Annotated in this window: 24 protein-coding genes and 1 pseudogene; 15 read left to right on the plus strand and 10 right to left on the minus strand. The window is 66.0% G+C overall.

The genetic code is table 11. The annotated features are described in order from the left end of the window. The first annotated feature begins 50 nt into the window (after positions 1 to 50). The 3 genes and pseudogenes from IPG63_09330 (at position 51) to IPG63_09340 (ending at position 3,219) form a co-directional block, all read left to right on the plus strand. Positions 51 to 1,420 (plus strand): annotated as a pseudogene (locus IPG63_09330) (pyridoxal-phosphate dependent enzyme). A gap of 237 nt (positions 1,421 to 1,657) precedes the next feature. Next, entirely contained in the window at positions 1,658 to 2,113 is a 456-nt protein-coding gene (locus tag IPG63_09335; protein MBK6727445.1) for a MerC domain-containing protein, read from the plus strand. A 65-nt stretch (positions 2,114 to 2,178) separates the two neighbouring features. Beyond that, positions 2,179 to 3,219, plus strand: a complete 1,041-nt coding sequence (locus IPG63_09340) for a TIGR03032 family protein (protein ID MBK6727446.1) — start codon at positions 2,179 to 2,181, stop codon at positions 3,217 to 3,219. Between the two features lie 2 nt (positions 3,220 to 3,221). Here the strand turns inward: IPG63_09340 and IPG63_09345 are convergent, their stop codons facing one another. Continuing rightward, positions 3,222 to 4,661 carry an FG-GAP repeat protein gene (locus tag IPG63_09345; GenBank protein MBK6727447.1) on the minus strand — a complete coding sequence of 480 codons (1,440 nt, stop codon included), beginning with the start codon at positions 4,659 to 4,661 and terminating at the stop codon, positions 3,222 to 3,224. A 235-nt stretch (positions 4,662 to 4,896) separates the two neighbouring features. Here IPG63_09345 and IPG63_09350 point away from each other — a divergent pair, with 235 nt between their 5' ends. Beyond that, positions 4,897 to 5,175 carry a hypothetical protein gene (locus IPG63_09350; GenBank protein MBK6727448.1) on the plus strand — a complete coding sequence of 93 codons (279 nt, stop codon included), beginning with the start codon at positions 4,897 to 4,899 and terminating at the stop codon, positions 5,173 to 5,175. Positions 5,176 to 5,225: 50 nt separating this feature from the next. On the opposite strand, the gene IPG63_09355 is transcribed toward IPG63_09350, so the two are convergent. Next, positions 5,226 to 5,441, minus strand: a complete 216-nt coding sequence (locus IPG63_09355; GenBank protein MBK6727449.1) for a ribbon-helix-helix protein, CopG family — start codon at positions 5,439 to 5,441, stop codon at positions 5,226 to 5,228. A gap of 125 nt (positions 5,442 to 5,566) precedes the next feature. Here IPG63_09355 and IPG63_09360 point away from each other — a divergent pair, with 125 nt between their 5' ends. Further along, on the plus strand, positions 5,567 to 5,761 hold the full coding sequence (locus tag IPG63_09360) for a 30S ribosomal protein THX (GenBank protein MBK6727450.1): 195 nt from the start codon (positions 5,567 to 5,569) through the stop codon (positions 5,759 to 5,761). Positions 5,762 to 5,821: 60 nt separating this feature from the next. Here the strand turns inward: IPG63_09360 and IPG63_09365 are convergent, their stop codons facing one another. Continuing rightward, positions 5,822 to 7,057: an imidazolonepropionase gene (locus tag IPG63_09365; protein MBK6727451.1), complete on the minus strand. Its 1,236-nt coding sequence runs from the start codon at positions 7,055 to 7,057 to the stop codon at positions 5,822 to 5,824. A gap of 72 nt (positions 7,058 to 7,129) precedes the next feature. On the opposite strand from IPG63_09365, the gene IPG63_09370 reads away from it, so the two are divergent. Next, complete coding sequence (locus IPG63_09370) at positions 7,130 to 8,359, plus strand: formimidoylglutamate deiminase (GenBank protein MBK6727452.1); 1,230 nt, start codon at positions 7,130 to 7,132, stop codon at positions 8,357 to 8,359. Here IPG63_09370 and IPG63_09375 read toward each other — a convergent pair. The 3 genes from IPG63_09375 to IPG63_09385 form a co-directional block, all read right to left on the minus strand. Continuing rightward, positions 8,338 to 8,847, minus strand: a complete 510-nt coding sequence (locus tag IPG63_09375) for a methylated-DNA--[protein]-cysteine S-methyltransferase (GenBank protein MBK6727453.1) — start codon at positions 8,845 to 8,847, stop codon at positions 8,338 to 8,340. The two genes, IPG63_09370 and IPG63_09375, sit on opposite strands and share 22 nt — an antisense overlap. Continuing rightward, entirely contained in the window at positions 8,844 to 10,262 is a 1,419-nt protein-coding gene (locus IPG63_09380; protein ID MBK6727454.1) for a DNA-3-methyladenine glycosylase 2 family protein, read from the minus strand. Before IPG63_09380 ends, IPG63_09375 begins: the two co-directional genes overlap by 4 nt. 82 nt (positions 10,263 to 10,344) lie before the next feature. Beyond that, positions 10,345 to 10,716: a SemiSWEET transporter gene (locus IPG63_09385; protein ID MBK6727455.1), complete on the minus strand. Its 372-nt coding sequence runs from the start codon at positions 10,714 to 10,716 to the stop codon at positions 10,345 to 10,347. On the opposite strand from IPG63_09385, the gene hutU reads away from it, so the two are divergent. Together hutU and IPG63_09395 are read left to right on the plus strand one after the other, a co-directional pair. Then, positions 10,715 to 12,385, plus strand: a complete 1,671-nt coding sequence (gene hutU / locus IPG63_09390) for a urocanate hydratase (GenBank protein MBK6727456.1) — start codon at positions 10,715 to 10,717, stop codon at positions 12,383 to 12,385. The genes IPG63_09385 and hutU overlap by 2 nt on opposite strands. 106 nt (positions 12,386 to 12,491) lie before the next feature. Continuing rightward, positions 12,492 to 12,776: a hypothetical protein gene (locus IPG63_09395; protein MBK6727457.1), complete on the plus strand. Its 285-nt coding sequence runs from the start codon at positions 12,492 to 12,494 to the stop codon at positions 12,774 to 12,776. Positions 12,777 to 12,796: 20 nt separating this feature from the next. Here the strand turns inward: IPG63_09395 and IPG63_09400 are convergent, their stop codons facing one another. The 3 genes from IPG63_09400 to IPG63_09410 all read right to left on the minus strand — a co-directional run bounded on the left by IPG63_09400 (position 12,797) and on the right by IPG63_09410 (position 15,638). Further along, positions 12,797 to 13,102 (minus strand): XRE family transcriptional regulator, encoded by a 306-nt coding sequence (locus IPG63_09400; protein MBK6727458.1) that lies wholly within the window; start codon positions 13,100 to 13,102, stop codon positions 12,797 to 12,799. Further along, entirely contained in the window at positions 13,099 to 13,425 is a 327-nt protein-coding gene (locus tag IPG63_09405; protein MBK6727459.1) for a type II toxin-antitoxin system RelE/ParE family toxin, read from the minus strand. The genes IPG63_09400 and IPG63_09405 overlap by 4 nt, the downstream gene beginning before the upstream one ends. A gap of 239 nt (positions 13,426 to 13,664) precedes the next feature. Beyond that, positions 13,665 to 15,638 carry a S9 family peptidase gene (locus IPG63_09410; protein MBK6727460.1) on the minus strand — a complete coding sequence of 658 codons (1,974 nt, stop codon included), beginning with the start codon at positions 15,636 to 15,638 and terminating at the stop codon, positions 13,665 to 13,667. A gap of 257 nt (positions 15,639 to 15,895) precedes the next feature. Between IPG63_09410 and IPG63_09415 the strand changes: the two genes are divergently transcribed. The 4 genes from IPG63_09415 (at position 15,896) to IPG63_09430 (ending at position 20,696) form a co-directional block, all read left to right on the plus strand. Then, the gene (locus IPG63_09415; GenBank protein MBK6727461.1) at positions 15,896 to 16,987 is read left to right on the plus strand and encodes a hypothetical protein; all 1,092 of its coding nucleotides are present in this window, start codon (positions 15,896 to 15,898) and stop codon (positions 16,985 to 16,987) included. Between the two features lie 4 nt (positions 16,988 to 16,991). Continuing rightward, the gene (locus IPG63_09420) at positions 16,992 to 17,564 is read left to right on the plus strand and encodes a hypothetical protein (GenBank protein ID MBK6727462.1); all 573 of its coding nucleotides are present in this window, start codon (positions 16,992 to 16,994) and stop codon (positions 17,562 to 17,564) included. Between the two features lie 73 nt (positions 17,565 to 17,637). Next, on the plus strand, positions 17,638 to 18,006 hold the full coding sequence (locus tag IPG63_09425; GenBank protein ID MBK6727463.1) for a VOC family protein: 369 nt from the start codon (positions 17,638 to 17,640) through the stop codon (positions 18,004 to 18,006). An 83-nt stretch (positions 18,007 to 18,089) separates the two neighbouring features. After that, positions 18,090 to 20,696, plus strand: coding sequence for a S8 family serine peptidase (locus IPG63_09430; GenBank protein MBK6727464.1), 2,607 nt, complete (start codon positions 18,090 to 18,092; stop codon positions 20,694 to 20,696). A 199-nt stretch (positions 20,697 to 20,895) separates the two neighbouring features. On the opposite strand, the gene IPG63_09435 is transcribed toward IPG63_09430, so the two are convergent. Continuing rightward, complete coding sequence (locus IPG63_09435; protein MBK6727465.1) at positions 20,896 to 21,678, minus strand: enoyl-CoA hydratase/isomerase family protein; 783 nt, start codon at positions 21,676 to 21,678, stop codon at positions 20,896 to 20,898. 179 nt (positions 21,679 to 21,857) lie between these two features. On the opposite strand from IPG63_09435, the gene IPG63_09440 reads away from it, so the two are divergent. The 3 genes from IPG63_09440 to IPG63_09450 all read left to right on the plus strand — a co-directional run bounded on the left by IPG63_09440 (position 21,858) and on the right by IPG63_09450 (position 24,129). Continuing rightward, positions 21,858 to 22,535 carry an FKBP-type peptidyl-prolyl cis-trans isomerase gene (locus IPG63_09440; protein MBK6727466.1) on the plus strand — a complete coding sequence of 226 codons (678 nt, stop codon included), beginning with the start codon at positions 21,858 to 21,860 and terminating at the stop codon, positions 22,533 to 22,535. Positions 22,536 to 22,669: 134 nt separating this feature from the next. Beyond that, entirely contained in the window at positions 22,670 to 23,284 is a 615-nt protein-coding gene (locus tag IPG63_09445; protein MBK6727467.1) for a CoA pyrophosphatase, read from the plus strand. Further along, on the plus strand, positions 23,275 to 24,129 hold the full coding sequence (locus IPG63_09450) for a sulfurtransferase (GenBank protein ID MBK6727468.1): 855 nt from the start codon (positions 23,275 to 23,277) through the stop codon (positions 24,127 to 24,129). Before IPG63_09445 ends, IPG63_09450 begins: the two co-directional genes overlap by 10 nt. Positions 24,130 to 24,178 lie beyond the last annotated feature (49 nt).

The raw sequence follows: 24,178 nt of genomic DNA on the forward strand, positions 1-24,178 counted from the left end.
TTGTGGCTCGGCGGCTATCATCCTGCGCTCCTTCGCAGCGGAAGCCGGTCATGCCCCAAGTCAACAGCGTGCTCGAACTGATCGGCAAGACGCCGATGGTCAAGGTGCAGAAGCTCGACACCGGCCGCTGCGATCTGTACCTGAAACTCGAGAGCGCGAACCCCGGCGGTTCGATCAAGGACCGCATCGGGCTGTCGATGATCGAGGCAGCCGAGCACGCCGGACACATCCGGCCGGGCGCCACGCTGGTCGAGGTACCGCCGGCAATACCGGTATCGGCCTCGCTTTGGTCGCGCAGCAGAAGGGCTACAAGTTGATTCTCGTGGTGCCGGACAAGATGAGCCGCGAGAAGATCTTCAATCTCAAGGCGATGGGTGCGGAAGTGGTGCTGACCCGTTCCGACGTTGCCAAGGGCCATCCCGCCTACTACCAGGACCTGGCTGCGCAGATCGCCAGGGACACGCCCGGCGCGTATTTCATCAACCAGTTCGGCAATCCGAACAACCCGAAGGCGCACGAGGAGGTGACCGGCCCCGAGATTTACGCCGACATGGATCGCGACTTGGACGCGATCATCTTTGGTGTCGGCTCCTCGGGCACGATGACCGGGCTATCGCGCTACTTCGCACGCGAGGCGCCGAACGTCGAACTGGTCATCGCCGATCCGGTCGGCTCGATCCTGGAGGAGTACATCAACCGCGGCACGCTCAGCGAGAAGTCCGCGAGTTGGATGGTCGAAGGCATCGGCGAGGACTTCCTGCCGCCGATCAGCGATTTCTCACGGGTCAGGAAGGCCTACGCGATCAGCGACAAGGAGAGTTTTATCGCCGGGCGCGAGCTGCTCGCCAGGGAGGGAATTCTCGGCGGCTCGTCGAGCGGCACCATCCTCGCTGCAGCATTGAAGTATTGCCGTGAACAGAAGACGAAGAAGCGCGTCGTCGCCTTCGTCTGCGACACCGGCAACAAGTACCTGTCGAAGATGTACAACGACTACTGGATGCTCGACAACGGTTTCCTCGAACGCCAGGTGCACAACGATCTGCGCGACCTGATCAACCGCCCTTATTCGCAGCGCGACACCGTTGTGATTGGCCCGAATGACCTGCTCACCGTCGCCTACCAGCGCATGAAGCTGTACGACGTCTCGCAGCTACCGGTGATGGACGGCGAACAGCTGGTCGGCATCGTCGACGAGAGCGACGTGCTGATGCATGTCTACGGTGACGAAGCAAAGTTCCGTGACCCGGTCTCCACGGCCATGGTCAGCAAGCTCGAGAAGATCGAAGTCAAGTCTCCGATTGAGGCACTGCTCCCGGTCTTCGACAAGGGTCACGTCGCCATCGTCACCGACTCCGAAAAGTTCCTCGGCCTGATCACCCGCATCGATCTGTTGAATTATCTGCGACGACGGGTGCAGTAATCGCCCTTGCGCATGATGGCCTTCACTCCGCGTGCACAATGCGGATCGGCGCGGTCGGAGGTCGTGTGTGTCGCTACCCGGCTCGTTCAGGCGCGAGCCGCAGAATGGCGGCCGGGTGCGGGACTGCCCGCGGCGGGCGTGGCCGGAGGCCTGCGGCTGGACGTCACGGGTTCATGCTTGGAGTCTTCGCGTTATAAAGTTACACTTGTCGCCGTCAAGGGCTGAACGTGTGAACTCATGAGTGCCGACTCCGTCGCGAACCAGTTGCCCGAACGATCGCGGCGTTGGCACCAGCGGCTGGATTGGTTGGGTGCCGGCGCTTCGTTTGTCTGCGCGCTGCACTGTGCCGCGTTGCCGGTGGTGCTCGCATTGGCACCGCTCGCGGGTGCGCACTGGTTGGCTTCGCATCGCTTCGATCAGTGGGCGGTGTCGGTCGCGTTGTTGTTTGGCGCCGCAGTGATCGGCGCGGCTTACTGCACCCATCGCTGGCGACAGGTGCTGGCGATGTACCTGGGTTCGGCGCTGCTGATGTTGGCCGCCGCGTTCTTCGTCCACGAGCCGGCATGGCTGCATGCCGCCATGCTCGTCGCTGGGGGGCTGCTGCTGGCGCTGACGCATTTGTCCAACCGTCGCAGCGCCCGGCGCCACGGTTGCACACGCAACCTGTGGGCCGAGCTACTCGGTCTGGATTGAGCGCAGCGCTGGATTCGCGCGCGATTTGCTAGGCTCGCCGTTTGCTTCGGCGAGGACTCGTACCGATGAACCCGGATTCACCCCCCGCTCCCGCCTTCGAGATCAATTTTTCGCGTGGTTTCGAGGGCTGGCTGCGCGATGCCGGGGTGAGTATCGGTTGCACCACCTATCAGGCCGGCAAGGTGTTCCTGTTCGGTTCCAGCGCCAACGGAGTGGCGATCGCCGAGCGCACCTTTGCCCGTTGCATGGGGCTGGCCGCCGGCAGCGACCGTTTCTATCTGGCCAGCCTGTACCAACTGTGGCGGTTCAACAACATGCTTGGGCCGGGCGAGAATTACCAGGGCTACGACCGTCTGTTCGTGCCCCAGGTCGGCTGGACCACTGGCGATGTTGATGTGCACGACATCGGCATCGATCGCGATGGCCAGCCGGTATTCGTCAACACCCTGTTCAGTTGCCTGGCGCGGCCGTCGCAGCAGGCGAGCTTCGAGGTGATCTGGAAGCCGCCGTTCATCAGCAAGCTGGCGGCCGAGGATCGCTGTCATCTGAACGGTCTGGCGATGGTCGAGGGCGCGCCGGTGTACGTGACCCTGATCAGTCAGGCCGACGCCGCCGAGGGCTGGCGCGAACATCGTGCCAACGGTGGTCTGGTCATGGACATTCGCAGCAACGAAATCATTTGCAGCGGGCTATCGATGCCGCACTCGCCGCGCTGGTACCGTGGCAAGCTGTGGCTGCTCAATTCCGGCAATGGCGAACTCGGCACGGTCGATCTGGCCAGCGGTCGATTCGAGCCGGTGTGTGTGGTGCCGGGCTACGCGCGCGGCCTGGCTTTCGTCGGCGACTACGCTCTGGTCGGGCTGTCGCGGGCGCGCAATCGCTCGTTCAGCGGGCTCGGACTCGACCGGCAACTGGCCGATCGCAGGGTCACGGCACGCTGCGGCATCGCCGTGATCGATCTTTCCACCGGCGACCAGGTGCACAGCGTGGGTTTCGAGGGCATGGTCGAAGAGCTCTACGACGTGGCGGTGATCCCTGCGGCGCGGCGGCCGATGCTGCTCGGCTTCAAGTCCGACGAAATCAGGCGGATGATTCGGCCGGCCTGAACTCAGCTGCCCTCAAAGCCATTGGCAAAAATCGACTCGCTTCGGTGACCGAACAGCACATAGCTGCTGCCGGAATTGCTGCCATTCGGGTCGGCAAAGTGAGCCCCGACAATCAGGTCATCAACCCCATCCCCATTGATATCCCCGGCTGAGCTGACCGAGATGCCGGAATGGTCATCTGCCGCTACGCCATCGAGACGAAAGCCGTTCGCGCCGTTCAGGGCGGAGAGCGCGAACGTCGCGGCAAACGGCGAGGTCTTGCCAAACAGCACATAGCTGCTGCCGGAGTAGCTGCCATTCGGGTCGGCGAACGGCGCGCCGATGACCAGGTCGTCTAGGCCATCGTCATTGAGATCGCCGGCCGCGCTGACAGAGAGGCCGGATACGTCGCTCACCGCTGCGCCATCGAGTCGAAATCCATCCGTGCCGTTTAGGGCAGACAGCGCCAGCGTCGCCGCGAACGGCGTGTTCTTGCCGAAGACCACATAGCTGCTGCCCGATTGGCTGCCATTCGGGTCGGCACCAAACGCTCCGATGATCAGATCGTCAAGACCATCGCCATTAATATCTCCGGCTGCCCTGACCGCGTAGCCAGAGATGTCAGCCGCCGCCGCGCCATCGAGGCGAAAGCCATCCGTGCCGTTCAGGGCAGACAGCGCCAGCGTCGCCGCGAACGGCGTGTTCTTGCCGAACACCACATAGGTGCTGCCGGATAGGCTGCCATTCGGGTCGGCTTGAAACGCACCGACGATCAGATCGTCCTCGCCATCGCCATTGATGTCCCCAGCCGCGCTGACCGAGCGGCCAGAACGGTCATCCGCGGCCACGCCATCGAGACGAAAGCCGTTTGTGCCGTTCAGGGCAGAAAGCGTCAGCGTCGCCGCAAACTCAGTGGACTTGCCGAACACCACATAGCTGCTGCCGGAATTAGTGCCGTTCGGGTCGGCGAGAGGCGCCCCGATGGTCAGATCGTCCCGGCCATCGCCATTGATATCCCCGGCCGCGCTGACCCAGCGGCCGGAACTGTTACCCGATGCCGCGCCATCGAGACGAAAGCCGTCGGTGCCGTTCAGTGAAGACAGCGCCAGCGTCGCAGCAAACGGCGCGTTCTTGCCGAACACCACATAGCTGCTGCCGGAATTAGTGCCGTTCGGGTCGGCGAGATGCGCCCCGACGATCAAATCGCCCAGGCCATCGCCGTTGATATCCCCGGCCCCGCTGACCGAGTAGCCGGATAGGTCACCCGCCGAAGCGCCATCGAGACGAAAGCCGTTCGCACCGTTCAGGCTGCCCAGGTTGATGACAGCCGGAAACGCCTGCGCCTGCGCGTGGCTGACCAGGGCGCCGGACAGGATCAGCGCGGTGATGCTGAGCGCCAGCGGGCAACGCCGTGGCAAGGTCGGCAGGCGCTGGCTAGCGGGAACGCCGCGGAGTGTGGTCATGACGAAAGTCTCCAAGCTCTGAGTGAATGGGTGTTCCCGGCAATGCGCGCTTGCACCCAGTTGCCCTCAACGCCATTGCCAAAGATCATGATATTGCGAACGCACGTACATGGCTGCCACAAGCAATCCCGAATGATGTCGCGGCGGTGCTTACGCCAGACCACGCAAGCGCAGGTACGCTTGCCGCGGCGCGATTACTGGCAGGCCCTGCACCGCGCCCAGTCCCAGCAACGCCTTGTCGCCGGTGACGAACAGATCGGCGTGCGCGGCCAGTGCGGCAGCGATAACCGGTGCGTCGTCCGCATCCGGAAAGTCCGGCGGCGGCAGCCAGGTTCCGTTCGCGATTTCGCGCGCGCTCGTCATTGTCGCGCGCGGCATCGAGGGCGGGTTCAGTGGCTTGGAGCTTGTCGCGCAGGGTGCGCAGCACTTCGTCGCGAACCGGCGCGCACAGCATCAGTTCGAAGCCTGCATGTCCATGGTGCTGCAATGCATGGCGCAGCAGATCAGCGCATAGTCCTCGTGCCACGAGACCGCTCAGCCAGACGTTGCTGTCAAACACGACCTTCAAGAGAAATCCCGAAAGACGTCCTCGTCGCTCAGGTAGCCAGCTTTTTCCGCCAGCGGCAGCAGCAGGCTGCGTGCGCGTTCCAACTCGGCCAGCGCCGTCTGGCGGCGCAGCATCTCACGCACCAGATCGCTCTTGCTGCGCCTGGTGACACGCGCCAACTCGGCCAACTGTGCGTCGAGCGCATCGTCGAGGCGAATGGTGAGGGTGGACATGAACGCTCCGCGCTTGCCTGTACGACAATGTAGCACGCGGGCTAGCACGCCTCGATCGGCCGTTCATTTGTGGCGGATTCACTGCTAGCCTTCGCGGCCAAACTCGAATCAGGAGCAGAAACAAGATGGGCAAGGGCGATCGCAAGACCAAGAAGGGCAAGATCTTCGTGAAGAGCTACGGCAACGTGCGTCCGCACTCGGAAGCGGCCAAGTCTGCGGCGCCCGCCGCGGCGGTGGTGAAGAAGGCAGCCACGCCTGCCGCCAAGCCGGCTGCGAAGAAGGCGGCACCGGCGAAGAAGAAGCCCAGCGCAGCCAGCTGATCGCACTGCGATTCGCGTCCCAGGAGCCCCCGCCATGCCGGGGGCTCTTGCATTCTGGGCTCAGAACAGCCGCGCGCCGGCTGCGTAGAGCGCGGTCGGTCCGGGGCCGCCGATCCAGTAGCAGAGTTCGGCCGGCGATCCGGCATCCCACACCGCCAGGTCGGCATCCTGGCCCGGAACGACGCGACCCTTGCGGCCATCGAGCCCGAGCGCTTTCGCGGCGTTGACGGTGGTGCCGCGCAGGGCTTCCTCCGGGGTCAGCCGGAACAAGGTGCACGCCATGTTCATCGCTGTGCGCAGCGACAGCAGCGGCGAGGTGCCGGGATTGAGGTCGGTCGCAACGGCCATCGCCACCCGGTGCCGGCGCAGCGCGTCGATCGGCGGCAGTCGCGTCTCGCGCAGGCAGTAAAACGCGGCCGGCAGCAGCATCGCCACCGTGCCGGCGACCGCCATGCGCGCTACCGCGGCTTCGCTGGTGTATTCGATGTGGTCGGCCGAGAGCGCGCCGAACTCCGCGGCGATCGCGGCACCGTCGAGATCGCTGAGTTGGTCGGCGTGCAGCTTCACCGGGATTCCGAGCGCGCGCGCCGCGCCGAACAGCCGACGGATCTCCGCGGGCGTGAAGGCGATGCCTTCGCAGAAGCCATCGACCGCATCGACCAGTCCTTCTGCGTGCAACTGCGGCAGCCACTCGCGGCAAACGGTATCGACGAATGCGTCACGCCGATCGGCGGATTCGGGCGGCAGCGCGTGCAACGCCAGGTAGGTGCAGTGCACGTCGATGCCGAGCGCCTCGCCGATGCGACGCGCGACGCGCAGCTGCTTGTGCTCGCTGGCGAGGTCGAGCCCGTAGCCAGACTTGATCTCGATGGTGCCGACGCCGTCGCGCAGCAGTGCACGTGCACGCGGCAGCGACGCGGCGAACAGTTCGTCCTCGCTGGCAGCGCGCGTGGCGCGCACGCTGCCGAGGATGCCGCCGCCGGCCTGGGCGATCTGCGGATAGCTGGCGCCGTGCAGGCGCTGCTCGAATTCGGCCGCGCGATGGCCGGCGAATACCAGGTGGGTGTGGGCATCGATCAGCGCCGGTGTGACCAGCGCGCCGCCGAGCAATTCCACACGATCGGCCATCATGTCCGGCGTCAGCGGCAGGTCGACGCGTCGTCCGGCGTAGACGATCTGGTGGCCGGCGATTCCAATCGCGGCGTCCTCGATCAGGCCGTAACCGTCTTCTCCCGCCAGCGTCGCCACGCGGGCGTCGAGCAGCAGCCGGTCCCAGCGCTGGTGGCCAGTTTTCATTCGCATCCCAGATTCGGTTCGGGGCGCCAGTGTAGCCGCTAGCATTGGCGCATCCGCTTCGTGAACGTCCCCATGCCCGCACCGAATTCTCTGCACCTCCCCGGCCTCGTCAATGCGCACTCGCATGCTTTTCAGCGCGCGATGGCCGGTCTGGCAGAACATCAGAGTGATCCCGCCGACAGTTTCTGGACCTGGCGTGAGCAGATGTATCGCCACGCCGGACTGATCGAACCCGAAGACCTGCAAGCGATCGCCGCGCAGCTCTACGTCGAGATGCTGAAGTCCGGCTACACCGCGGTATGCGAGTTCCACTATCTGCACCATCAGCGCGACGGCCGGCCCTATGCCGATGCCGCGGCGATGTCGCGGGCCTTGATCGCTGCTGCGGCGGAAACCGGCATCGACCTGTGCCTGCTGCCGGTGTTGTACCAGCAGGGCGGCTTCGATGGACGTGCCCTCGGCGCGCGCCAGCTGCGCTTCGGGCATCCGGTCGATGCCTTCCTGCGCCTGGTCGCGGACTTGCGGTGCGAGGAGTCGGACGCACTGCAGGTCGGCATCGCGTTGCACTCGCTGCGCGCGGTGCCGCCTGACGCGATGCGCGAAGTGCTGGCCGCAGAGGCTTCGGCGCAGCGTCCGATCCACATCCACATCGCCGAGCAGTTGGCCGAAGTCGAGGAATGCCTGGCGCTGCGCGGCACGCGGCCGGTGTCGTGGCTATACGACCACGCCGAAGTCGACGCGCGCTGGACGCTGGTGCACGCGACCCATCTGAGCGCACCCGAAGTGGAGCGCATCGCGCAGTCGGGAGCGACCGTGTGCCTGTGCCCGAGCACCGAGGCCAACCTCGGCGACGGACTGTTTCCGTTGCCGGAATACCTCGCCGCGCAGGGCAGCTTCAGCATCGGCTCGGACAGCCATATCTCGGTGTCTCCGGTCGAGGAACTGCGCTGGCTCGAATACGGGCAACGCCTGTCGGCGCGCCGGCGCAATGTCGCGGTGAGCCCCACGCAGAAGTCGGTGGGCAAGCTCCTGCATGGACAGGTGCTCGCCGGTGGCGCGCGCTCGGTCGGTGCGAAGCTCGCCGCCAATGGTGCCAGCATCGTGCTGGACGGCGCCCATCCGCTGCTGGGCGCGCGCAGCGGCGATCAGTTGCTCGACAGCTGGATCTTCTCCGGCAACGTGCCGTTGGTGCGCGAGGTGCAGGTGCGGGGTCGCACACTCGTGCGCGATGGCCGCCACATCGACGAGTCGCACATTGCCGCACGTTACATCGACACCGTTCAGAGACTCGCGCGCAAATGAAACGGCGGCGCGTCGTGACGCGCTTCCAGATCGAGCAGGAAGCGCTTGATCGCGATGCCGCCGCCGAAGCCGGTCATCGAGCCGTTGGCGCCGATCACCCGATGGCAGGGCACGATGATCGGCAGTGGATTGCGGCCGTTGGCGAGGCCGACCGCGCGCACCGCTTTGGCGTTGTCGATCGAGCAGGCGATGTCGCGGTAGCTGCGGGTCTCGCCGTAGGGGATCGTGCGCAAGGCCGACCACACCGAATGCTGGAACGGGGTGCCGGTGGCCGCCAGCGGCAGATCGAAGTCGCGCAGTTCGCCGGCGAAGTAGGCGGTGAGCTGGCGTCGCAATTCGACGAAGGGCGTGGCGTCGCGCTGCCAGCCGCTGCGCTCGGGTTCGTGGCGGTTGTGCGCGAACAGCAGCCAGCGCAGGCCCTCGTCGTCGGCGGCTGCGGTGAGCGCGCCGATCGGGCTGTCGAAGGTGTCGAAACGGGTCGTGTTCATGCGGATTCGCTCGCTGCGGTCCAGAGGTGGAGGACGACGTAACTTCGCCAGGGTCGCCAGGCTTCGGCGCGCGTGCGCTCCTGGCTCGGCGTGGGATTTCCGAGCGCGCGCTTCACGATCAGGTCACCGAGCGGGTACGCGTCCGGGTGGCCGAGCGCGCGCATTGCGATGTAGTGCGCTGTCCACATCCCGATGCCGGGAATCTGCACCAGTCCTTCGACGAACGCATCCAGCGACTGCCCGGCGCGGAAATGCACGCGGCCCGAGGCCACCGCGCGCGCCAGCGACTGGATCGTGGCCGCGCGCGAGCGCGTCAGCCCGATGCCGGTCAGGTCGCGTTGGCTGAGTGCCGCCGGCGCTGGAAATCGGACGTCGCTCGCGATCATGCGTGTCAGCATGGTGCGCGTGGCCGCGACGCTGATGCGTTGCCCGACCACCGCACGCACCGCGGTTTCCCATGGATCAAAGGCGGTCGGCACGCGCAGGCCGGGACGCGCGCGCAGCAGCGGCGCCAGCAGCGGGTCGCTGGACAGTGTGGTCGCGACGGCCTGCGGGTCGGCGTCGAGGTCGAACATGCGCCGCATGCGTTGTGCGACCTTCGGGATCGACTGCGTCGGCAGCGCGAACAGTTCGAGCACCAGCGCGTCGTGCGTGGGATCGTGCGTGACGCGCAGCCGCGCGCCGTCCGCGAATTCTGCCAGGGCGCGTTGGTAGTCGTGCTCGTCGACCTGTTCGATGCCGGGCAGGGCGCGCTGGCGCAAGAACGCGAGGATCCGTTGCCAGTCATACGGCGGGCGATAGGCCAGACGCAGCCGATGAACGTCGGTCGGCGAAGACGCCGCCGCGTCGTTGCGCCGCAGTTGCGTCGGTTTCATCCCGGTCGCGACCGCGAACGCCTGGTGGAAGCGGCGCAGACTCGCAAATCCCGCGGCGTACGCGACGTCGGTCACCGCCATGCGCGTCTCGGTCAGCAGCTGCTTGGCGACGTGGATGCGGTGGGTCGCGGCTGCTGCCTGCGGGGTGATGCCGTAGCGCGCGAGGAAGCCGCGCCGCAACTGCCGCTCGCTGGTGTCGAACTCCGCGGCCAATGCGGTTGCCGGTTGCCCGTCGAGTGCGCCTTCGTGGATGCGCGCGAGCACGCGGTCCGGCAACTGGTCGCGGGCGCGGCCGCCGCGATCTTCCGGAGAAAGCTCGGGCCGACAGCGCAGGCAGGGACGAAAGCCGGCAGCTGCAGCGGCGGCTGCGGTTCCGAAGTACACGACATTGCCCGGCTTCGGTGCAGGTGCCGGGCACACCGGCCGACAGTAGATGCCGGTGGTCTTCACCGCGGTGTAGAACAGCCCATCGAAACGCGCGTCGCGGGCGAGGCGCGCGCGCTCGTAGCGTTGAAACTCGGCTTTGTTCGATGCAGGCATGGCGCCACCGTAGCAGCGCGCCCGGCGTGGATCAGCAGGATTCGGACATGGTTGTTGCAGCCCAATCTTCGCGCTGCGCAGATCAGGCCGGGTTTGCTGGCGCGCGGTCCCGTCGCCGGTTCTGCCACTTCACCGTGAGGATGGTCATGGCCAGGGCGAGGGTGATCACGTTCGCCCAGATCATCGGCCGCGAGTGGATCAGCACGCCATAGGCGAGCCACAGCGCGATGCCGATGTTGAACACGACATACATCGCCAGCGAGATGCTGCGGGTGTCGCGCGTGCGCACGGTCATCCAGGCTTGCGGCACGAAGGCGCCGGTGGTGAGCAGGGCAGCGAAGAAGCCGATCGATTCGGGGTTCAAGTTCTGCTCCAGGCAGGGGGCGCGATTGTAGGGGGCGCGATTGCAGGGCGCGATGCGATAATGGGCGACGCCCCTGCAAGGACCGATCATGACCACCTTCACCCGCCGCGACGATTCGCGCGTGATCCGCGCACCGCGCGGCAACACGCTCAGCTGCAAGAGCTGGCTGACCGAAGCTGCCTATCGCATGCTGCAGAACAATCTCGATCCCGAGGTCGCCGAGAATCCCGCCGAACTCGTCGTCTACGGCGGCATCGGCCGCGCCGCGCGCAACTGGGAGAGTTACGACGCGATCCTGAAGACGCTGCGCGAACTCAACGACGACGAGACCCTGTTGATCCAGAGTGGTAAGCCGGTCGGCGTGTTCCCGACCCATGCCGATGCGCCACGTGTCCTGCTCGCGAATTCGAACCTGGTGCCGGCGTGGTCGAACTGGGAACACTTCCACGAACTCGATCGCAAGGGGCTGATGATGTACGGCCAGATGACGGCCGGCTCGTGGATCTACATCGGCTCGCAGGGCATCGTGCAGGGTACTTACGAGACCTTCGTCGAGATGGGCCGCCAGCACTACGGCGGTTCGCTGCGCGGCAAGTGGATACTGACCGCCGGCCTCGGTGGCATGGGCGGTGCGCAGCCGCTGGCGGCGTCTCTGGCTGGTGCGTGCTCGCTGAACATCGAATGCCAGCAGAGCCGCATCGACTTCCGCCTGAAGACGCGTTACGTCGACGAGCAGGCGCGCGACCTCGACGACGCGCTCGCACGCATCGCGAAGTACACGGCCGCGGGCGAGGCGAAGTCGATCGCGCTGCTTGGCAATGCCGCGGAAGTGCTGCCGGAGATGGTGCGCCGTGGCGTGCGTCCGGACGCGGTCACCGATCAGACCAGTGCGCACGATCCGGTCAACGGCTACCTGCCGATCGGCTGGAGTTGCGAACGCTGGTTCGAGCAGCGCGTCGCCGATCCGAACGGCACGCGCGATGCGGCCAACCGCTCGATGCGCGTGCATGTCGAAGCCATGCTGGCATTCCAGAAGATGGGCGTGCCGACCTTCGACTACGGCAACAACATCCGCCAGATGGCCAAGGACGAAGGCTGCACCAACGCCTTCGACTTCCCGGGCTTCGTGCCGGCCTATGTGCGCCCGCTGTTCTGCCGCGGTGTTGGTCCGTTCCGCTGGGTCGCGCTCTCCGGCGATCCGGAAGACATCTACAAGACCGATGCCTTGGTCAAGGAACTGATCCCGAATGATCCGCACCTGCATCGCTGGCTCGACATGGCGCGCGAGCGCATCAGCTTCCAGGGCCTGCCGGCGCGCATCTGCTGGGTCGGGCTTGGGCTGCGCCACAAGCTCGGGCTCGCCTTCAACGAGATGGTGCGCAAGGGTGAAGTGAAGGCGCCGATCGTGATCGGCCGCGACCATCTCGATTCCGGCTCGGTGTCGTCACCGAACCGCGAGACCGAAGCGATGCGCGATGGCTCGGACGCGGTCTCCGACTGGCCATTGCTGAACGCGATGTTGAACGTCGCTGGCGGCGCCACCTGGGTCTCGCTGCACCACGGCGGCGGCGTCGGCATGGGCTACTCGCAACACTCAGGCGTCGTCATCGTCTGCGACGGCAGCGAGGCCGCCGACAAGCGCCTCGCCCGCGTCCTCTGGAACGACCCCGGCACCGGCGTCATGCGCCACGCAGACGCCGGCTACGAGATCGCCCAACAATGCGCCAAGGAACAGGGCCTGAAGCTGCCGATGCTGTGAGCTCCCTTTCGGATTGTCTCGACGAACGGCCGACATGACGGAGTCCGGGTCGCTGCGGTCGCCGAATGGCCGCTGGGCCATGCGGACCTCTGTATGGGAAGCGCGGATGTCGCTGTGGATCGAGTCCCCGTCTCTGGTCGATGCCGCCAGTGGCGCGACGATCTTCGCGTTTCGCGATGTGCATTGGTCGCTCGACAGCGCCACCTGGATCGGCGACGACATCGTTCAGTGGCAGCTGCGCAAGTACCCCGGCAATCATCTGCCGGTCGATCTCGCGGTGCAGATCGACTGCGCTCGGCGTATCGCGATGTGCGACGGGCGCGAATTCCCGCTCACGACCGCGGAGGCAGCGTTGGACGCGAGACTGCGGTGGATCACGTCGTCGGAGTAGGCCAAGGAATCCGTTCGCAATCAGGCTGCGAGTTTCAAGACCGGTCGCAGTCCGGCGCGTGCAGCAAAACGAACCAGCAGGTCGAGGCTGAACCGGTCGATCTTGCCGCGCTTGATGTCGGAGATGCGCGCCTGCGTGGTGCCGAGCGTTCGGGCGGCTGCTGTCTGCGTCGCCGCTGCGGCCAACCATGCCTGTAGGCCGCGCAGCAGATCGGCGCGCATCGTCAGTTCTGCGGCTTCATCAGCATCGAACAGATCAAAGAATACGCCACGTGGATCGCCGGGGGTGATTGCTTTGGTGCCGGCAGGTTGGGTTGAGCGCTTCATGGATGGTCACCCCGTACTTGCTTCAGGCGTTGCCTCGCGATGCGCAGATCGAGCAGGCTCGTTTTTTGTGTCTTCTTCTGAAACGCGTGCAAGACGTGCACCACGCTTCCGATGTTCGTCACGTAGATCACGCGAAACGCTCCGTCTGAGCTTCGAACGCGAATCTCCCGAACGCCGGCACCGATGTCGGGCATCGGTTTCCAATCGTCAGGGTCGTTGCCCGCCTCGACCTTGCTCAGCTGGAAACCAGCCTCCCGTCTGGCTTCCGGTGGGAAGGCTCGAAGTTCCTCCCTGCTGCTGCCAGCCCAAACGACGCGCTTCATGAGTGGTATTAGGCGCGCATTTTACGCCTCATGCAATATTTGGCATGAATCACTCGGTGCATGAGTTGCGTGCCCTGGAACCGCTCGAAACATCGCGTCGCAACGCGCGAACGCGCAGGGCCCGAAGCTGGCGACGACGGGATGCGTTTGTCACCGCCGTTTCGCAGGCGAATTGCGGCGAGCAGCAACGCGCTTCGGCCGACCCGCAGCTGCATGCGGGCCGGCCGGTTCGTGGCGACCTATTGCGCCGGTTTCGCGCTTTCGCCGATGTGGCGGTCGAAGAACGCGAGCAGCTTGGTGTAGAGCTCGATCCGGTTCTCGGTGACGTAGAAGCCGTGGCCCTCGCTGCGCTTGACCAGCCACTCCGGCGGGTTGCCGGCCTTGGTCAACGCTTCGCGCAGACGGTCGGCGTGCTTCTGCGGCACGCGGAAGTCTTCGCCGCCGTGAACCAGCATCACCGGCATGGTGATCTTCGCCACGTGGTGCAGGGGCGATGCCTCAGCCAGACCTTCCTTGCCGATCACGCGCTCCAGGTACTTGCGGCCAAAGATCGTCTCCGGGATGTCGCCGTCCTTGTACATCAGCGCCAGGTCGTAGACGCCGACGTAGCCGACGGTGCAGCGATACAGCTCGGGATAGCGCGCCGGGTTCATCAGCGCCGCGTAGCCACCGTAGCTGGCGCCATAGATGCATATGCGGTTCTTGTCGGCATAGCCCTCCGAGATGGTCCAGCGCACCGCATCGGCCAGATCGTCCTGCATCAGTCCGGCCCATTCGCGATAGCCGGATTCCTGGAAATGTGTGCCATAGCCGCCGGAACCACGGAAGTTGACCTTGAGCACGGCGTAGCCGCGGCTGGCGAACAACTGGGCTTCCTCGTCGAATTCCCAGTAGTCACGAATGCCATGCGGGCCGCCGTGCGGATTGACGATCAGCGGCAGTTGCTTTGCGGTCTTGCCTTCGGGCAGGAACAGATAGCCGTGCAGGGTGGTGCCGTCGCGCGCCTTGATCGCCACCGGGCGCGACTCGCTCATCTGTTTCGGGTCCAGCCATTGGCGCGATGAGGCCAGATAGCGGGCCTTCATGGTCTCGGTGTCGATCAGGTAGAACTCGCCGGGGTTGCGGTCGCCGGACACCGCGAGCAAGGCCAGCTTGCCGTCGCGGGTAAAGCTGGTGGGGACCACGTAATTGTCGGGAAACGCAGCGTTCACCGCCTTCAACAGCTTGGCTTCGGGAAGTTCGGGATTGAGCAAAGTCGCCTGCGGACGGTCGGGAACGCTGATCCACGCGTAGGGATTGCGGTCCGCCGCGTCCATCAGGACGCCTTCGGGGTCGGAGGCGCCGGCCGGCGCGATCTCCTCCTGGGTGTTGTCGTCGATGTTCCAGCGCACCAGCGAGTCCGCGCCCTTGGCGTGTTCGCGCTTTGCCAGTACGTGCTTGCCGTCGGCCTCGAAGGCGAGCGGACGGAGCGAATAGCCGAGCTCGCGCTCGTCGTGCAGGACCTCCCACTCGCCGCCTTTCGCTGCACGCACATGGATGACTTGCGTCATGTCGGCGCGTTCGGCGACGTTGAGGCGGACGCGACCGTCGTTGTCGGTCAGGAACGACGACCGCGGCATCGGCGCGCGAGTTACTGAATTGGTGCGCCCGGTGCGAACGTCCATGGTGCGCACTTCCGGCAGTGCGGTGTCGGCATCGCGCCAGGGATACACGCCGATCAGCACCTCGTTCTTCTCGTCAGGCAGTTGGTGCAGCACCGAGGCCCCGGCCCATTCCTGCTTGACCAGGTTGCCCTTGCTCAACCCGTCACGTTGCGCGCGATAGCCAAACAGCATCTTCGACTGCGAACCATCGGCGTTGATGGCGTAGATCTCGCCGGTGGGTGCGGGGCGATCCAATAGTCCGAGCTTCTTCGAGGGCATGACCAGGATGCGCTGGTCATTGGCCCAGACGAAGTTCGACGCGTGTTCGTCCTCGCGCAACTGCAAGGTCGCGGTCACCTTGAGGGTTTCGCGATCGAGCACGGCGAGGATGGTGCGGTCGTCGCCCATCGGCACCGTCGCGGCCAGGTGCTTGCCGTCGGGGGAGATGCCCATCTGGTAGAACAGCGGCCGCTTGAGCAAAGTCTCGAGCGCGGGCGGCTCGGCGGCGAAGGCGGCAGACATCATCAGGCAGGCCGCGGCGAGCGCGGCGGCTGGGCGTTTCCAGAACATGGGAATTTCCTCGCGGAGGGTGGGGCCGGCGGCGCCTTTGCAGCGTCGTTTACATTCCGTAATTATCGCGGGTGAGAGCCGCTATCGGCAAGCATCGAGTCGAACATCGAATTGAACTGACGCCATCGCTGCGCGAGGTCGTTGCCCGCGAACCGCCCTCGCGGCGCCCGCTCGGGGTGACTTCAGGGACAGGTTTTGCGGCTGGACCCCGATAGCATCGGTCTCGCGTTCACGATGTTTCTCAAAAGGAGAGAGTGATGAAACGGATCGGCAGCGGTTGGGTGTTGGCCTTGGCGGCGTTCATGGTGACGGCGGCGGAGGTGACGGCAGGAACGGCGGGTGCCGCAAAGCTTGGGCCCGGCGTGGCGCAGCAGGTATCTCTGCCGCCGACGCGGGTGACCGACCAACCGGATGCGTTGCTGCTGGCGCTCAAGGAAAACGACTTCGCGGCCCTGCTCGAAGCCATGGAGAACGACAAGGACATCGCCCAGATCGCGAAACAATGGGACGAGTCCGCGGCCGAGCGCGGCGCAGCGGCGGCGAAGGCGGCCACGACCGAAGACGCCACGGCCGAGCCGGCAGCCATCGATGCTGCGGAAGACGAGGCGGAGATGGTCTGGCGCAAGCTGCAATCTGCCGAAGGCGTGGAGCAGTTGATCGCGGAGTGGCAGCCGCAGATCGCCGAATCGGCGTCGAAGCGGGCGATGGAATTCAACCTCGGTTTCGGCGCGATGCTGACCGGGATCGCCAGCGACCAGAACATGGGCGTCGATGAAGTGCAGCAAATGACGCGCCTGATGTATGCGGTGCAGGACTGGATCGGGCGGGTCGACTTTGCCGACGGCGGCCGCTTGCGCAGCGCGCTCAATGCGGTGTCGAGACTGGTACGGCAAACCGGGGCGAAGCGTTTTGAGGACGTGCAGCTGCTGTCCTTCGAGGACGCGGTGGTGCATGGCGATGCGCTGCTGCGCACGGTGAAGCAGGTGCTGGCCGCGTATGACGTCGATGCCGACCAGATCCTCGGCAGCGTGCGTTTCAGCGAACGCGACGCGCAGGCCGACCGCGCCACGCTGCACATCGAGGGGCGCGTGTTCGGTGTCGATCTGGTGCACGACTCGCGCATGCGCTACTGGAACAACGCTTGGATCAACGCCGACGCCGCCGATTCCATGGAGCGTTGGGAAGCGGACCGCAAGACCGATGCCGAGATGGCGCTGGAAGCCGAGCAGGCAGCGGCGCCCGCAGCGGACACCGGCTCCTGCTCCGGCGACGGTCGCGAGGCAGCCGCCGCGGTGGAAGCCGCCGAGGCAGCCAAGGTCGCCGAGGCTGCTGCGAAAGCGGCAGAGTGACCGGATGCGTAGCTCGATCCGGTTCCTCGGCGGGTTGCTGGCGGTTGCGGCCGCCCTGCTGCCGATAGGTGATGCGGCGTCGCTGACGCCGCTTCCTTCCGTGCCGGAACAGGTGCGCAATGCTGTCGCCGGCATGTATCGCTGGGCGCTGGCGCATCCCGGCGGCGGGATTGCGACCAAGGCGGAACGACGCGATCTGGAGATGTTCCTGGCGCCGGAGCTGATCGCGCAGCTCGATCGCGCCGAATCTGCTGCCGGGACATACGCGGCGAAGACGGCTCCGGATGAAAAGCCGCGCATGCTCGAAGGCGATCTCTGGGTCGATGCGGTCGAGGGTGCGCACGAGGTTGCGCTGGCCGAGCCCACGATCGACGGTGATCGTGCCCGCATCGAGGTGACCGTGATCCACATCGACGAGCGCTATTCCAAGGCGCACCGCAATCGCGTGATCGTGTGGACTGACACCGTCGAATTGCAGCGGGTGGGCTTCCGCTGGTTCGTCTCCGATGTGCGCTATCGCGGCGACCCGGCACGACGGTTGAGCACTTTGCTGCGCGAGTTTGTCGAGGCGGAGTGAAATCGGGCGTTTCTGCACTTGACGTGCGAAGCGCAGCGGACGACAACGGCGCTCCCCAACAACGGAGCGCGCCATGATTGCCTACACCCTGGTCGGAACCAATGATCTGCCGCGCGCCGTCGCGTTCTTCGAAGCCCTGTTCGCCGAGTTCAACGCCAAGCACGTCTGGGAAGGCGAAACCGGTGTCGCCTGGTCGAGCGGCGAGCACAGCCCCGGCATCGGCGTGATCAAGCCGTTCAACGGCCAGCCGGCCACGATCGGCAATGGCACGATGGTCGCGCTGCACGCCAGCAGCAAGGAACAGGTAAATCGCCTGCACGCCAATGCACTTGAACTCGGCGGCAGCGACGAAGGTGCGCCCGGCCAGCGCAGCGAGGGCTTCTATGCCGCCTACTTCCGCGACCTTGACGGCAACAAGTTCGCAGCCGTGCACTTTGGTTGATTCAGGTCAAGCAGGCGTCATGCACGCGGCGTAGGGTTCGGCTGGCCGCGTCTGCGTCGGGGCGCGCCCAGCCGGAGGTCGTCATGCACGCGCGCATCTGCCTGCTTTCCCTTTGCTGCCTTGCAGCGGGTTCCTTGGCGGCAGCAGACCGCCCCGGAACCGGAGTCGATTCCGTCGACTCCGGCACGCTGCCACCGGTCAGCGTGCCGACTGGTCGCCCGCAATGGGAGACCCGATCCGATCTCGATGCCGCGCAACGCAGTGCGGCGCGGCGCCTGCCCGACGCGCTGCAGGAGTTGGCCGCCGCTGCGCTCGATGGGGACGCCCTTGCTGCCGATCCGGCCCGATTCCGCCTGGTCGATGGCAGCACCTACGGCGAACTGTTCCAGGTGCAGCGCGACAAGGTCGTGGTCGACCTGACTGTGGTTTCGGACGTCGGGCGGGCCATGAACGCGCTCGCCGGGCTGGCCGGTGTCGAGATTCTCGTCGCGGCGGACGCCCCGGCCTTCCACGTGGTTTCGGCATTGGTGCCGCCGGAGCGGCTCATCGACTTGGCGATGCTGCCCGGCATCGCCGCCGTGCATGCTGCTGGCGGGATGACCGGAAAGGTGACGCTACCTCCGGGCGTGCTTCCGGTCGCGAAAGCTCAGGGCGTCGTCGGCAACCAGGCCGAGCAGGCGCTGGAAGTGGAGGCGGTGCGCCGTGTGTTCCCTGTCGCCGACGGTGGTGGACTGCGCATCGGCACGCTGTCGGACTCCGCCAACCGCATCGGCGGCGGCGTCGCGACATCGCAGGGTTCGGGCGACTTGCCTGCGGGTGGTCGCGTGAGTGTGGTGGCGGACATGGTCGGCGGCAGTCCCACCGACGAAGGCCGCGCGATGATGGAACTGATCCACGACATCGCGCCCGGCACGACCCAACTCGCGTTCGCCACCGCTACCGGTGGCCAGGCCAACTTCGCCGCCAACATCGCGACGCTCGGGGCGACGATGGACATCATCAATGACGACTACGTCTACTTCGCCGAGCCCTATTACCAGGACGGCGTGGTCGCACAGGCGGTGAACACCTTCGTGAGCAATGGCGGCTTGTATTTCGCGTTGAACCACAACTACGCCAATCTGAGCTACGAGGGAGTGTTCGTCGACGGGGAGCCCAACAATTGGCACAACTTCTCCGGCGGCGATGAAGTCCAGCAGATCACCATGCCGAGCGGAACCGCGGCCAACCCGGTGTCGGTCAGCGTGGTGCTGCAGTGGTCGCAGCCGGTGGGCGGCGCGACCACCGATTTGAGTCTGGAGGTGTGGAACGCGGCGGTCAGCGGGCTGGTCACCAACTCGACCGTGAACAATATCGGCGGCGACCCGATCGAGAGCGTCACCATCACCAACAACACCGGCGCGCCACTGGTCCTGAACATGGCAGTCAAGCGCATCGGCGGGGCCGCGGCCGCCGGCCTCACCTTCAAGTACCAGTTCTTTGCCAACGGCGCCTGGCAGGTGACGATGGACGAGTACAACGGCGGTGGTGGCACCTTGACGCCGCACGCCGGAACGCCGAACTCGATCGCCATTGGCGCGGCGCCCTTCAGCAACCGCGACGTGGCCGAGATGTACAGCGGGCGCGGCCCGTTTCGGCGCTTCTTCGACACGCTCGGCAACCCGGTGGGGCCGTTCACCTATGAGAAGCCCGACTTCCTGTCGATCGATCGCGTCAACAATTCGTTCTTTGGCAGCGACACCGGCGACGACGCGGACGCATTCCCCAACTTTTCCGGCACCTCCGCAGCGACGCCGAATGCCGCCGCGGTGGGTTCGCTGATGCTGGAGATGGCCGGAGGCGCGGGCTCGCTGACGCGCTACGACATGCACCGCGCGATGCGCATGTCCGCGATCGAACTCGGTGCTGCCGGACACGATACGACCTTCGGCTGGGGACGTATCCACGCGCTCGGGGCGACGGTGCTGGCGATGGGGCCGGGCAGCGAGGAATACACGCTGTACCCGGATCAGCACGGCGATGTCGATTTCCCGCAAAACCTGTTCGGCATCACCGACGTCGACCGCATCGAGTTCAGCCTCAAGACCTCCGGCAACACCACCGTGCGCGTGGTCGAGAGCCACGGCACCATGGACCCCATGGCGGCGGTCTTCCTGCAAGTCCTGGATGACCCGCTCGCGCTCGCCTACGACGGTGGTGTCGGCGATGACGCGCAGTTGGTCTTTGCTGCGCTCGGCGGTATCCCGAACACCGCAGCGGTGCTGTCCGAGGCCGATTTCAGCGGCGGTGCCGCCGACTACACGCTGCAGATCGACGGCCCCGAGCAGGCGCTGAACAACCGCACCGGCTTCATGAACGGCAATGGTGACGATCTGAACTACCCCGGCAATCTCGGGCTGATCGGCTCGATCGAGTACGTGAGCTACACCGCTCCGTTCGCCGGGCTGATGTACGCGACCCTGAGCAATCCGCAGTTCGCCGGTCTGTTGCGATTGCACGATGCCAGCGGTGCGGTGCTGAACTCGGTGTCGGTGCCGGCGACCGGTTCGCGCAACACCTACGCGACTGGCATCGTCGCCGGCCAGCAATACGTGGTCATGGTCGCGCCGACCGGCTACGCCGACAACGGCGACTTCAACCTGACTGTCAATTTCCAGCCGGACGCACTGTTCAAGAACAGCTTCGAGTAACAGCGCTTCCAGGGCTCGCCACCGCGTCGAAATCCCATCGTGCGACGTAGGAGCGACCCCGGTCGCGACCGGCGACGCGATGCACCCGATGTTCACGATCGGCGTTGGTCGCGATGCAACGTGTTCTCGACCACCGCATGTGACCGCGTCATCGGTCGCGACCGGGGTCGCTCCTACGTCGCAACCTTGGCAGCCAGTGCTATTGCCCGCGGAACACCGGCTTGCGGCGTTCGAGGAAGGCGCCGGTGCCTTCCTTCATGTCGGCGGTGGCGGCGCAGATGGCGAAGGCTTGCGACTCGTAGTCGAGGCCGGCTTCGATGTGGGTTTCGCCGCCGATCAGCACCGCGTCGAGCACGCCACGCAGCGCTTGCGGCGCCGATGCGGCGAGTTGTTCCGCAAGCTTCTGCACTTCGGCGTCGAGCTGGTCGGCTGCGACCACGCGCGTCAGCGCGCCGAGTTCGTAGGCGCGTTGGGCGCCGATGTGGTGGCCGAGCAGGCACAGTTCCAGCGTTGCGGAGCGGCCGGCGAGGCGCAGCAGGCGTTGCGTGCCGCCGAAGCCGGGGATGATGCCGAGGTTGATCTCGGGCTGGCCGATCTTCGCCGCGTCCGAAGCGATGCGCAGGTGGCAAGACATCGCCAGTTCCATGCCGCCGCCGAGGGCGAAGCCCTGGATCTTGGCGATCACCGGTTTGCCGAAGCGCTCGATGCGCAGCATCAATTCCTGGCCATAGCGCGAGAACTCCAGCGCCTCGACCGGCGACAGCTTCGCTAGCTCGGAGATGTCGGCACCGGCGACGAAGGCCTTGGGGCCGCTGCCGGCGAGCACAATTACGCGCACGCGCGGGTCGGTCGCGGCCTGGTCGAAGGCGCTGCGCAGTTCGCTCACGGTTTCGCGATTCAGCGCGTTGAGCTTGTCCGGCCGGTTGACGGTAATGCTGCGGATGCCGCCGGCGGTTTCGATCAGCAGATTGGCGTAGGGCATGGTCTGGTTCCGGAAAGGGCGCGCAGTGTACGGCGGCGCCGGGAACTTTTGGCGGCGATCCGGTTCAACCACGGTTCCGCACCGGCGTGGCACGGTGCCGCCCGAGCCGCTAGAATGCGCGGCTTTCGGCCCAACCGGTCTGCGGTTCGGCACATCGATTACAACCCGGAGAATCACGAATGAGCATCCGCTTTGGCGCCGCATTGTTGGCGGCTCTTGCGATCGGCCCGCTGGCCGCGCAGGACACCACCAGCGACAAGGGCAAGTTGAGCTATGCGATCGGTTTCGAGATCGGTTCCGATTTCGTCAACAAAAAGATGGACGTGGACGTCGCCACCGTCATCCGCGGCATCCAGGACGGTGTCGCCAAGCGGCAGCCAACGGTACCACCGGAGCAGATGCGCGCCGCGCTCGAGAAGATGCGCGAGAAGCTGATGGCCGAAGCCAAGGCGCAGTATGAAAAGCTCGCTGCGGAGAACAAGGCCAAGTCCGACAAGTTCATGGCCGAGAACAAGGTCAAGAAGGGCATCATCACCTTGCCCTCGCTGATCCAGTACCGCGTCATCGAGGAAGGCAACGGCAAGCGTCCGCTCAAGAACAGCGAAGTCACCGTGCACTACCGCGGTTCGCTGACCAGCGGGCTGGAGTTCGATAGCTCGTTTGCGCGCGGCGTGCCGGCCAAGTTCAAGGCCGATGCCGTGCTCAAGGGCTGGCAGGAGATCCTGCCGATGATGAAGGTCGGCGACCACTGGCAGATCTTCCTGCCGCCGGAGCAGGCCTACGGCATGCGCGGCCAGGGCCCGATCGGCCCGAATGAAGCGCTGGTGTTCGAGATCAAGCTGGTCGACGTCAAGTAAGGCGCCAGCAAGGTGGATTCGCGGGGCCGGTTGCAAGGTGCATCCGGCCCCGCGCGTTTCTGTGAGCCACAAACTTCGATGTACCCGAATGCCGGTGTCCGACTGCGACCCTTTGCCACGACCCGGAGCGCTGCGTGACTGAGCCCTTCGCGCCCGCTGCGCTGCGCGCTGCGCTGCATGCGCTCGATCAGCCGCCGCTTGGTGACGGCTGGAACCGCGCGCAGCTGGCCGACGTCTTGCCCATGGGCACGCGCTTCGCTGCGGCTGCGGTGCTGGTCGGCATTGTCGATCGCGAGGTCCCGACCATCCTGCTGACGCGGCGCACCGAGACCCTGGCGACGCACGCCGGCCAGGTGAGTTTTCCCGGCGGACGCATCGATCCCGGGGATCGCGACGCGATTGCCGCGGCCTTGCGTGAGGCGGACGAAGAGATCGGGCTCGCGGCCCGCCACGTCGAACCACTGGGCTACCTCGACCCATTCGAGACGATCTCGGCATTTCGCGTGCTGCCGGTGGTCGCGCTGGTACGTCCGGGGTTCGACCTGCGCCTGAATCCGGGCGAGGTGGACGAGGCGTTCGAGGCACCGCTGTCGCTGTTCCTCGACCGCAGCGCACAGCGGGTGCAGTACATCGACTATCGCGGGCTGCGCCGCGAGATTCACGAATTCGAGTTCGGCGGCCGCCGCATCTGGGGCGCGACCGCTTCCATGCTGATCAACCTGCGCGAGCGACTGGAGCAATGCCGATGAACGATGTGCTGATGTCCGTCGAGGAACTGCGTGCGCGCCTGCACGATTCCTTGCTGCGGGTTGCCGATGCGCGCTTTGATCTCGCCGACCCCGATGCCGGTGCCGCGGCCTACGCCAGTGCCCACGTGCCCGGCGCGATCTACGCGCACCTCGACCGCGACCTCTCGGATCACGCCCGACGCGGACTCGGTCGTCATCCACTTCCGGACGCGGACACGTTCGCCCGCTGGCTGGCATCGGTCGGTTACGCACCGGACCAGTGCTGGGTGGTGTACGACGCCGACAGTGGCGCCTTCGCGGCGCGGCTGTGGTGGATGCTGCGCGCGATCGGGCATCGCGAGTTGCGCGTGCTCGATGGCGGATTCGCGGCCTGGCGTGCGGCAGGGGCGCCGCTGACCGCGGAGAACCCTTCGCGGCCCGCGACGTCGGTCGATGCCGCGTTTACCAGCGACGCGATGGTGGACATCGCTGCGGTCGAGTCGCTGCGATGCGATGCTGCCTGGCGCCTGGTCGATGCGCGCGCCGCACCGCGTTTTCGCGGCGAGGTGGAGCCGCTCGACCCGGTCGCCGGCCATGTTCCCGGCGCGATCAACCGGCCGTTCGCCGAGAACCTCGGCGCCGACGGTCGCTTCAAATCGCCCGAAATCTTGCGTGCCGAGTGGCTGCGCGTGCTCGGCGCGGTGGACCCCGGGCGGGTCGTGCACATGTGCGGCTCCGGCGTCACCGCCTGCCACAACCTGCTGGCGATGGAACACGCCGGGCTGTCCGGTTCGCGCCTGTTCCCGCCGTCGTGGAGCGGTTGGGTCAGTGACCGCAGCCGCGCGGTCGCGGCCGGCGACGTGTAACCGTTCCGCCACGCCACGGTCGCGCCAGCGTCGCGCGCATCGCACGGCG

The sequence above is a fragment of the Lysobacterales bacterium genome (assembly GCA_016703225.1).
Taxonomy (GTDB): Bacteria; Pseudomonadota; Gammaproteobacteria; order Xanthomonadales; family Ahniellaceae; genus JADKHK01.

What these genes read in the sequence shown, in the direction of transcription:
- IPG63_09335 (MBK6727445.1), top strand. Translation starts at nt 1,658, where the DNA reads ATGAGTGCCGACTCCGTCGCGAACCAGTTGCCCGAACGATCGCGGCGT.
- IPG63_09340 (MBK6727446.1), top strand. Translation starts at nt 2,179, where the DNA reads ATGAACCCGGATTCACCCCCCGCTCCCGCCTTCGAGATCAATTTTTCG.
- IPG63_09345 (MBK6727447.1), bottom strand. Translation starts at nt 4,661, where the DNA reads ATGACCACACTCCGCGGCGTTCCCGCTAGCCAGCGCCTGCCGACCTTG.
- IPG63_09355 (MBK6727449.1), bottom strand. Translation starts at nt 5,441, where the DNA reads ATGTCCACCCTCACCATTCGCCTCGACGATGCGCTCGACGCACAGTTG.
- IPG63_09360 (MBK6727450.1), top strand. Translation starts at nt 5,567, where the DNA reads ATGGGCAAGGGCGATCGCAAGACCAAGAAGGGCAAGATCTTCGTGAAG.
- IPG63_09365 (MBK6727451.1), bottom strand. Translation starts at nt 7,057, where the DNA reads ATGAAAACTGGCCACCAGCGCTGGGACCGGCTGCTGCTCGACGCCCGC.
- IPG63_09370 (MBK6727452.1), top strand. Translation starts at nt 7,130, where the DNA reads ATGCCCGCACCGAATTCTCTGCACCTCCCCGGCCTCGTCAATGCGCAC.
- IPG63_09375 (MBK6727453.1), bottom strand. Translation starts at nt 8,847, where the DNA reads ATGAACACGACCCGTTTCGACACCTTCGACAGCCCGATCGGCGCGCTC.
- IPG63_09380 (MBK6727454.1), bottom strand. Translation starts at nt 10,262, where the DNA reads ATGCCTGCATCGAACAAAGCCGAGTTTCAACGCTACGAGCGCGCGCGC.
- hutU (MBK6727456.1), top strand. Translation starts at nt 10,715, where the DNA reads ATGACCACCTTCACCCGCCGCGACGATTCGCGCGTGATCCGCGCACCG.
- IPG63_09385 (MBK6727455.1), bottom strand. Translation starts at nt 10,716, where the DNA reads ATGATCGGTCCTTGCAGGGGCGTCGCCCATTATCGCATCGCGCCCTGC.
- IPG63_09395 (MBK6727457.1), top strand. Translation starts at nt 12,492, where the DNA reads ATGTCGCTGTGGATCGAGTCCCCGTCTCTGGTCGATGCCGCCAGTGGC.
- IPG63_09400 (MBK6727458.1), bottom strand. Translation starts at nt 13,102, where the DNA reads ATGAAGCGCTCAACCCAACCTGCCGGCACCAAAGCAATCACCCCCGGC.
- IPG63_09405 (MBK6727459.1), bottom strand. Translation starts at nt 13,425, where the DNA reads ATGAAGCGCGTCGTTTGGGCTGGCAGCAGCAGGGAGGAACTTCGAGCC.
- IPG63_09410 (MBK6727460.1), bottom strand. Translation starts at nt 15,638, where the DNA reads ATGTTCTGGAAACGCCCAGCCGCCGCGCTCGCCGCGGCCTGCCTGATG.
- IPG63_09415 (MBK6727461.1), top strand. Translation starts at nt 15,896, where the DNA reads ATGAAACGGATCGGCAGCGGTTGGGTGTTGGCCTTGGCGGCGTTCATG.
- IPG63_09420 (MBK6727462.1), top strand. Translation starts at nt 16,992, where the DNA reads ATGCGTAGCTCGATCCGGTTCCTCGGCGGGTTGCTGGCGGTTGCGGCC.
- IPG63_09425 (MBK6727463.1), top strand. Translation starts at nt 17,638, where the DNA reads ATGATTGCCTACACCCTGGTCGGAACCAATGATCTGCCGCGCGCCGTC.
- IPG63_09430 (MBK6727464.1), top strand. Translation starts at nt 18,090, where the DNA reads ATGCACGCGCGCATCTGCCTGCTTTCCCTTTGCTGCCTTGCAGCGGGT.
- IPG63_09435 (MBK6727465.1), bottom strand. Translation starts at nt 21,678, where the DNA reads ATGCCCTACGCCAATCTGCTGATCGAAACCGCCGGCGGCATCCGCAGC.
- IPG63_09440 (MBK6727466.1), top strand. Translation starts at nt 21,858, where the DNA reads ATGAGCATCCGCTTTGGCGCCGCATTGTTGGCGGCTCTTGCGATCGGC.
- IPG63_09450 (MBK6727468.1), top strand. Translation starts at nt 23,275, where the DNA reads ATGCCGATGAACGATGTGCTGATGTCCGTCGAGGAACTGCGTGCGCGC.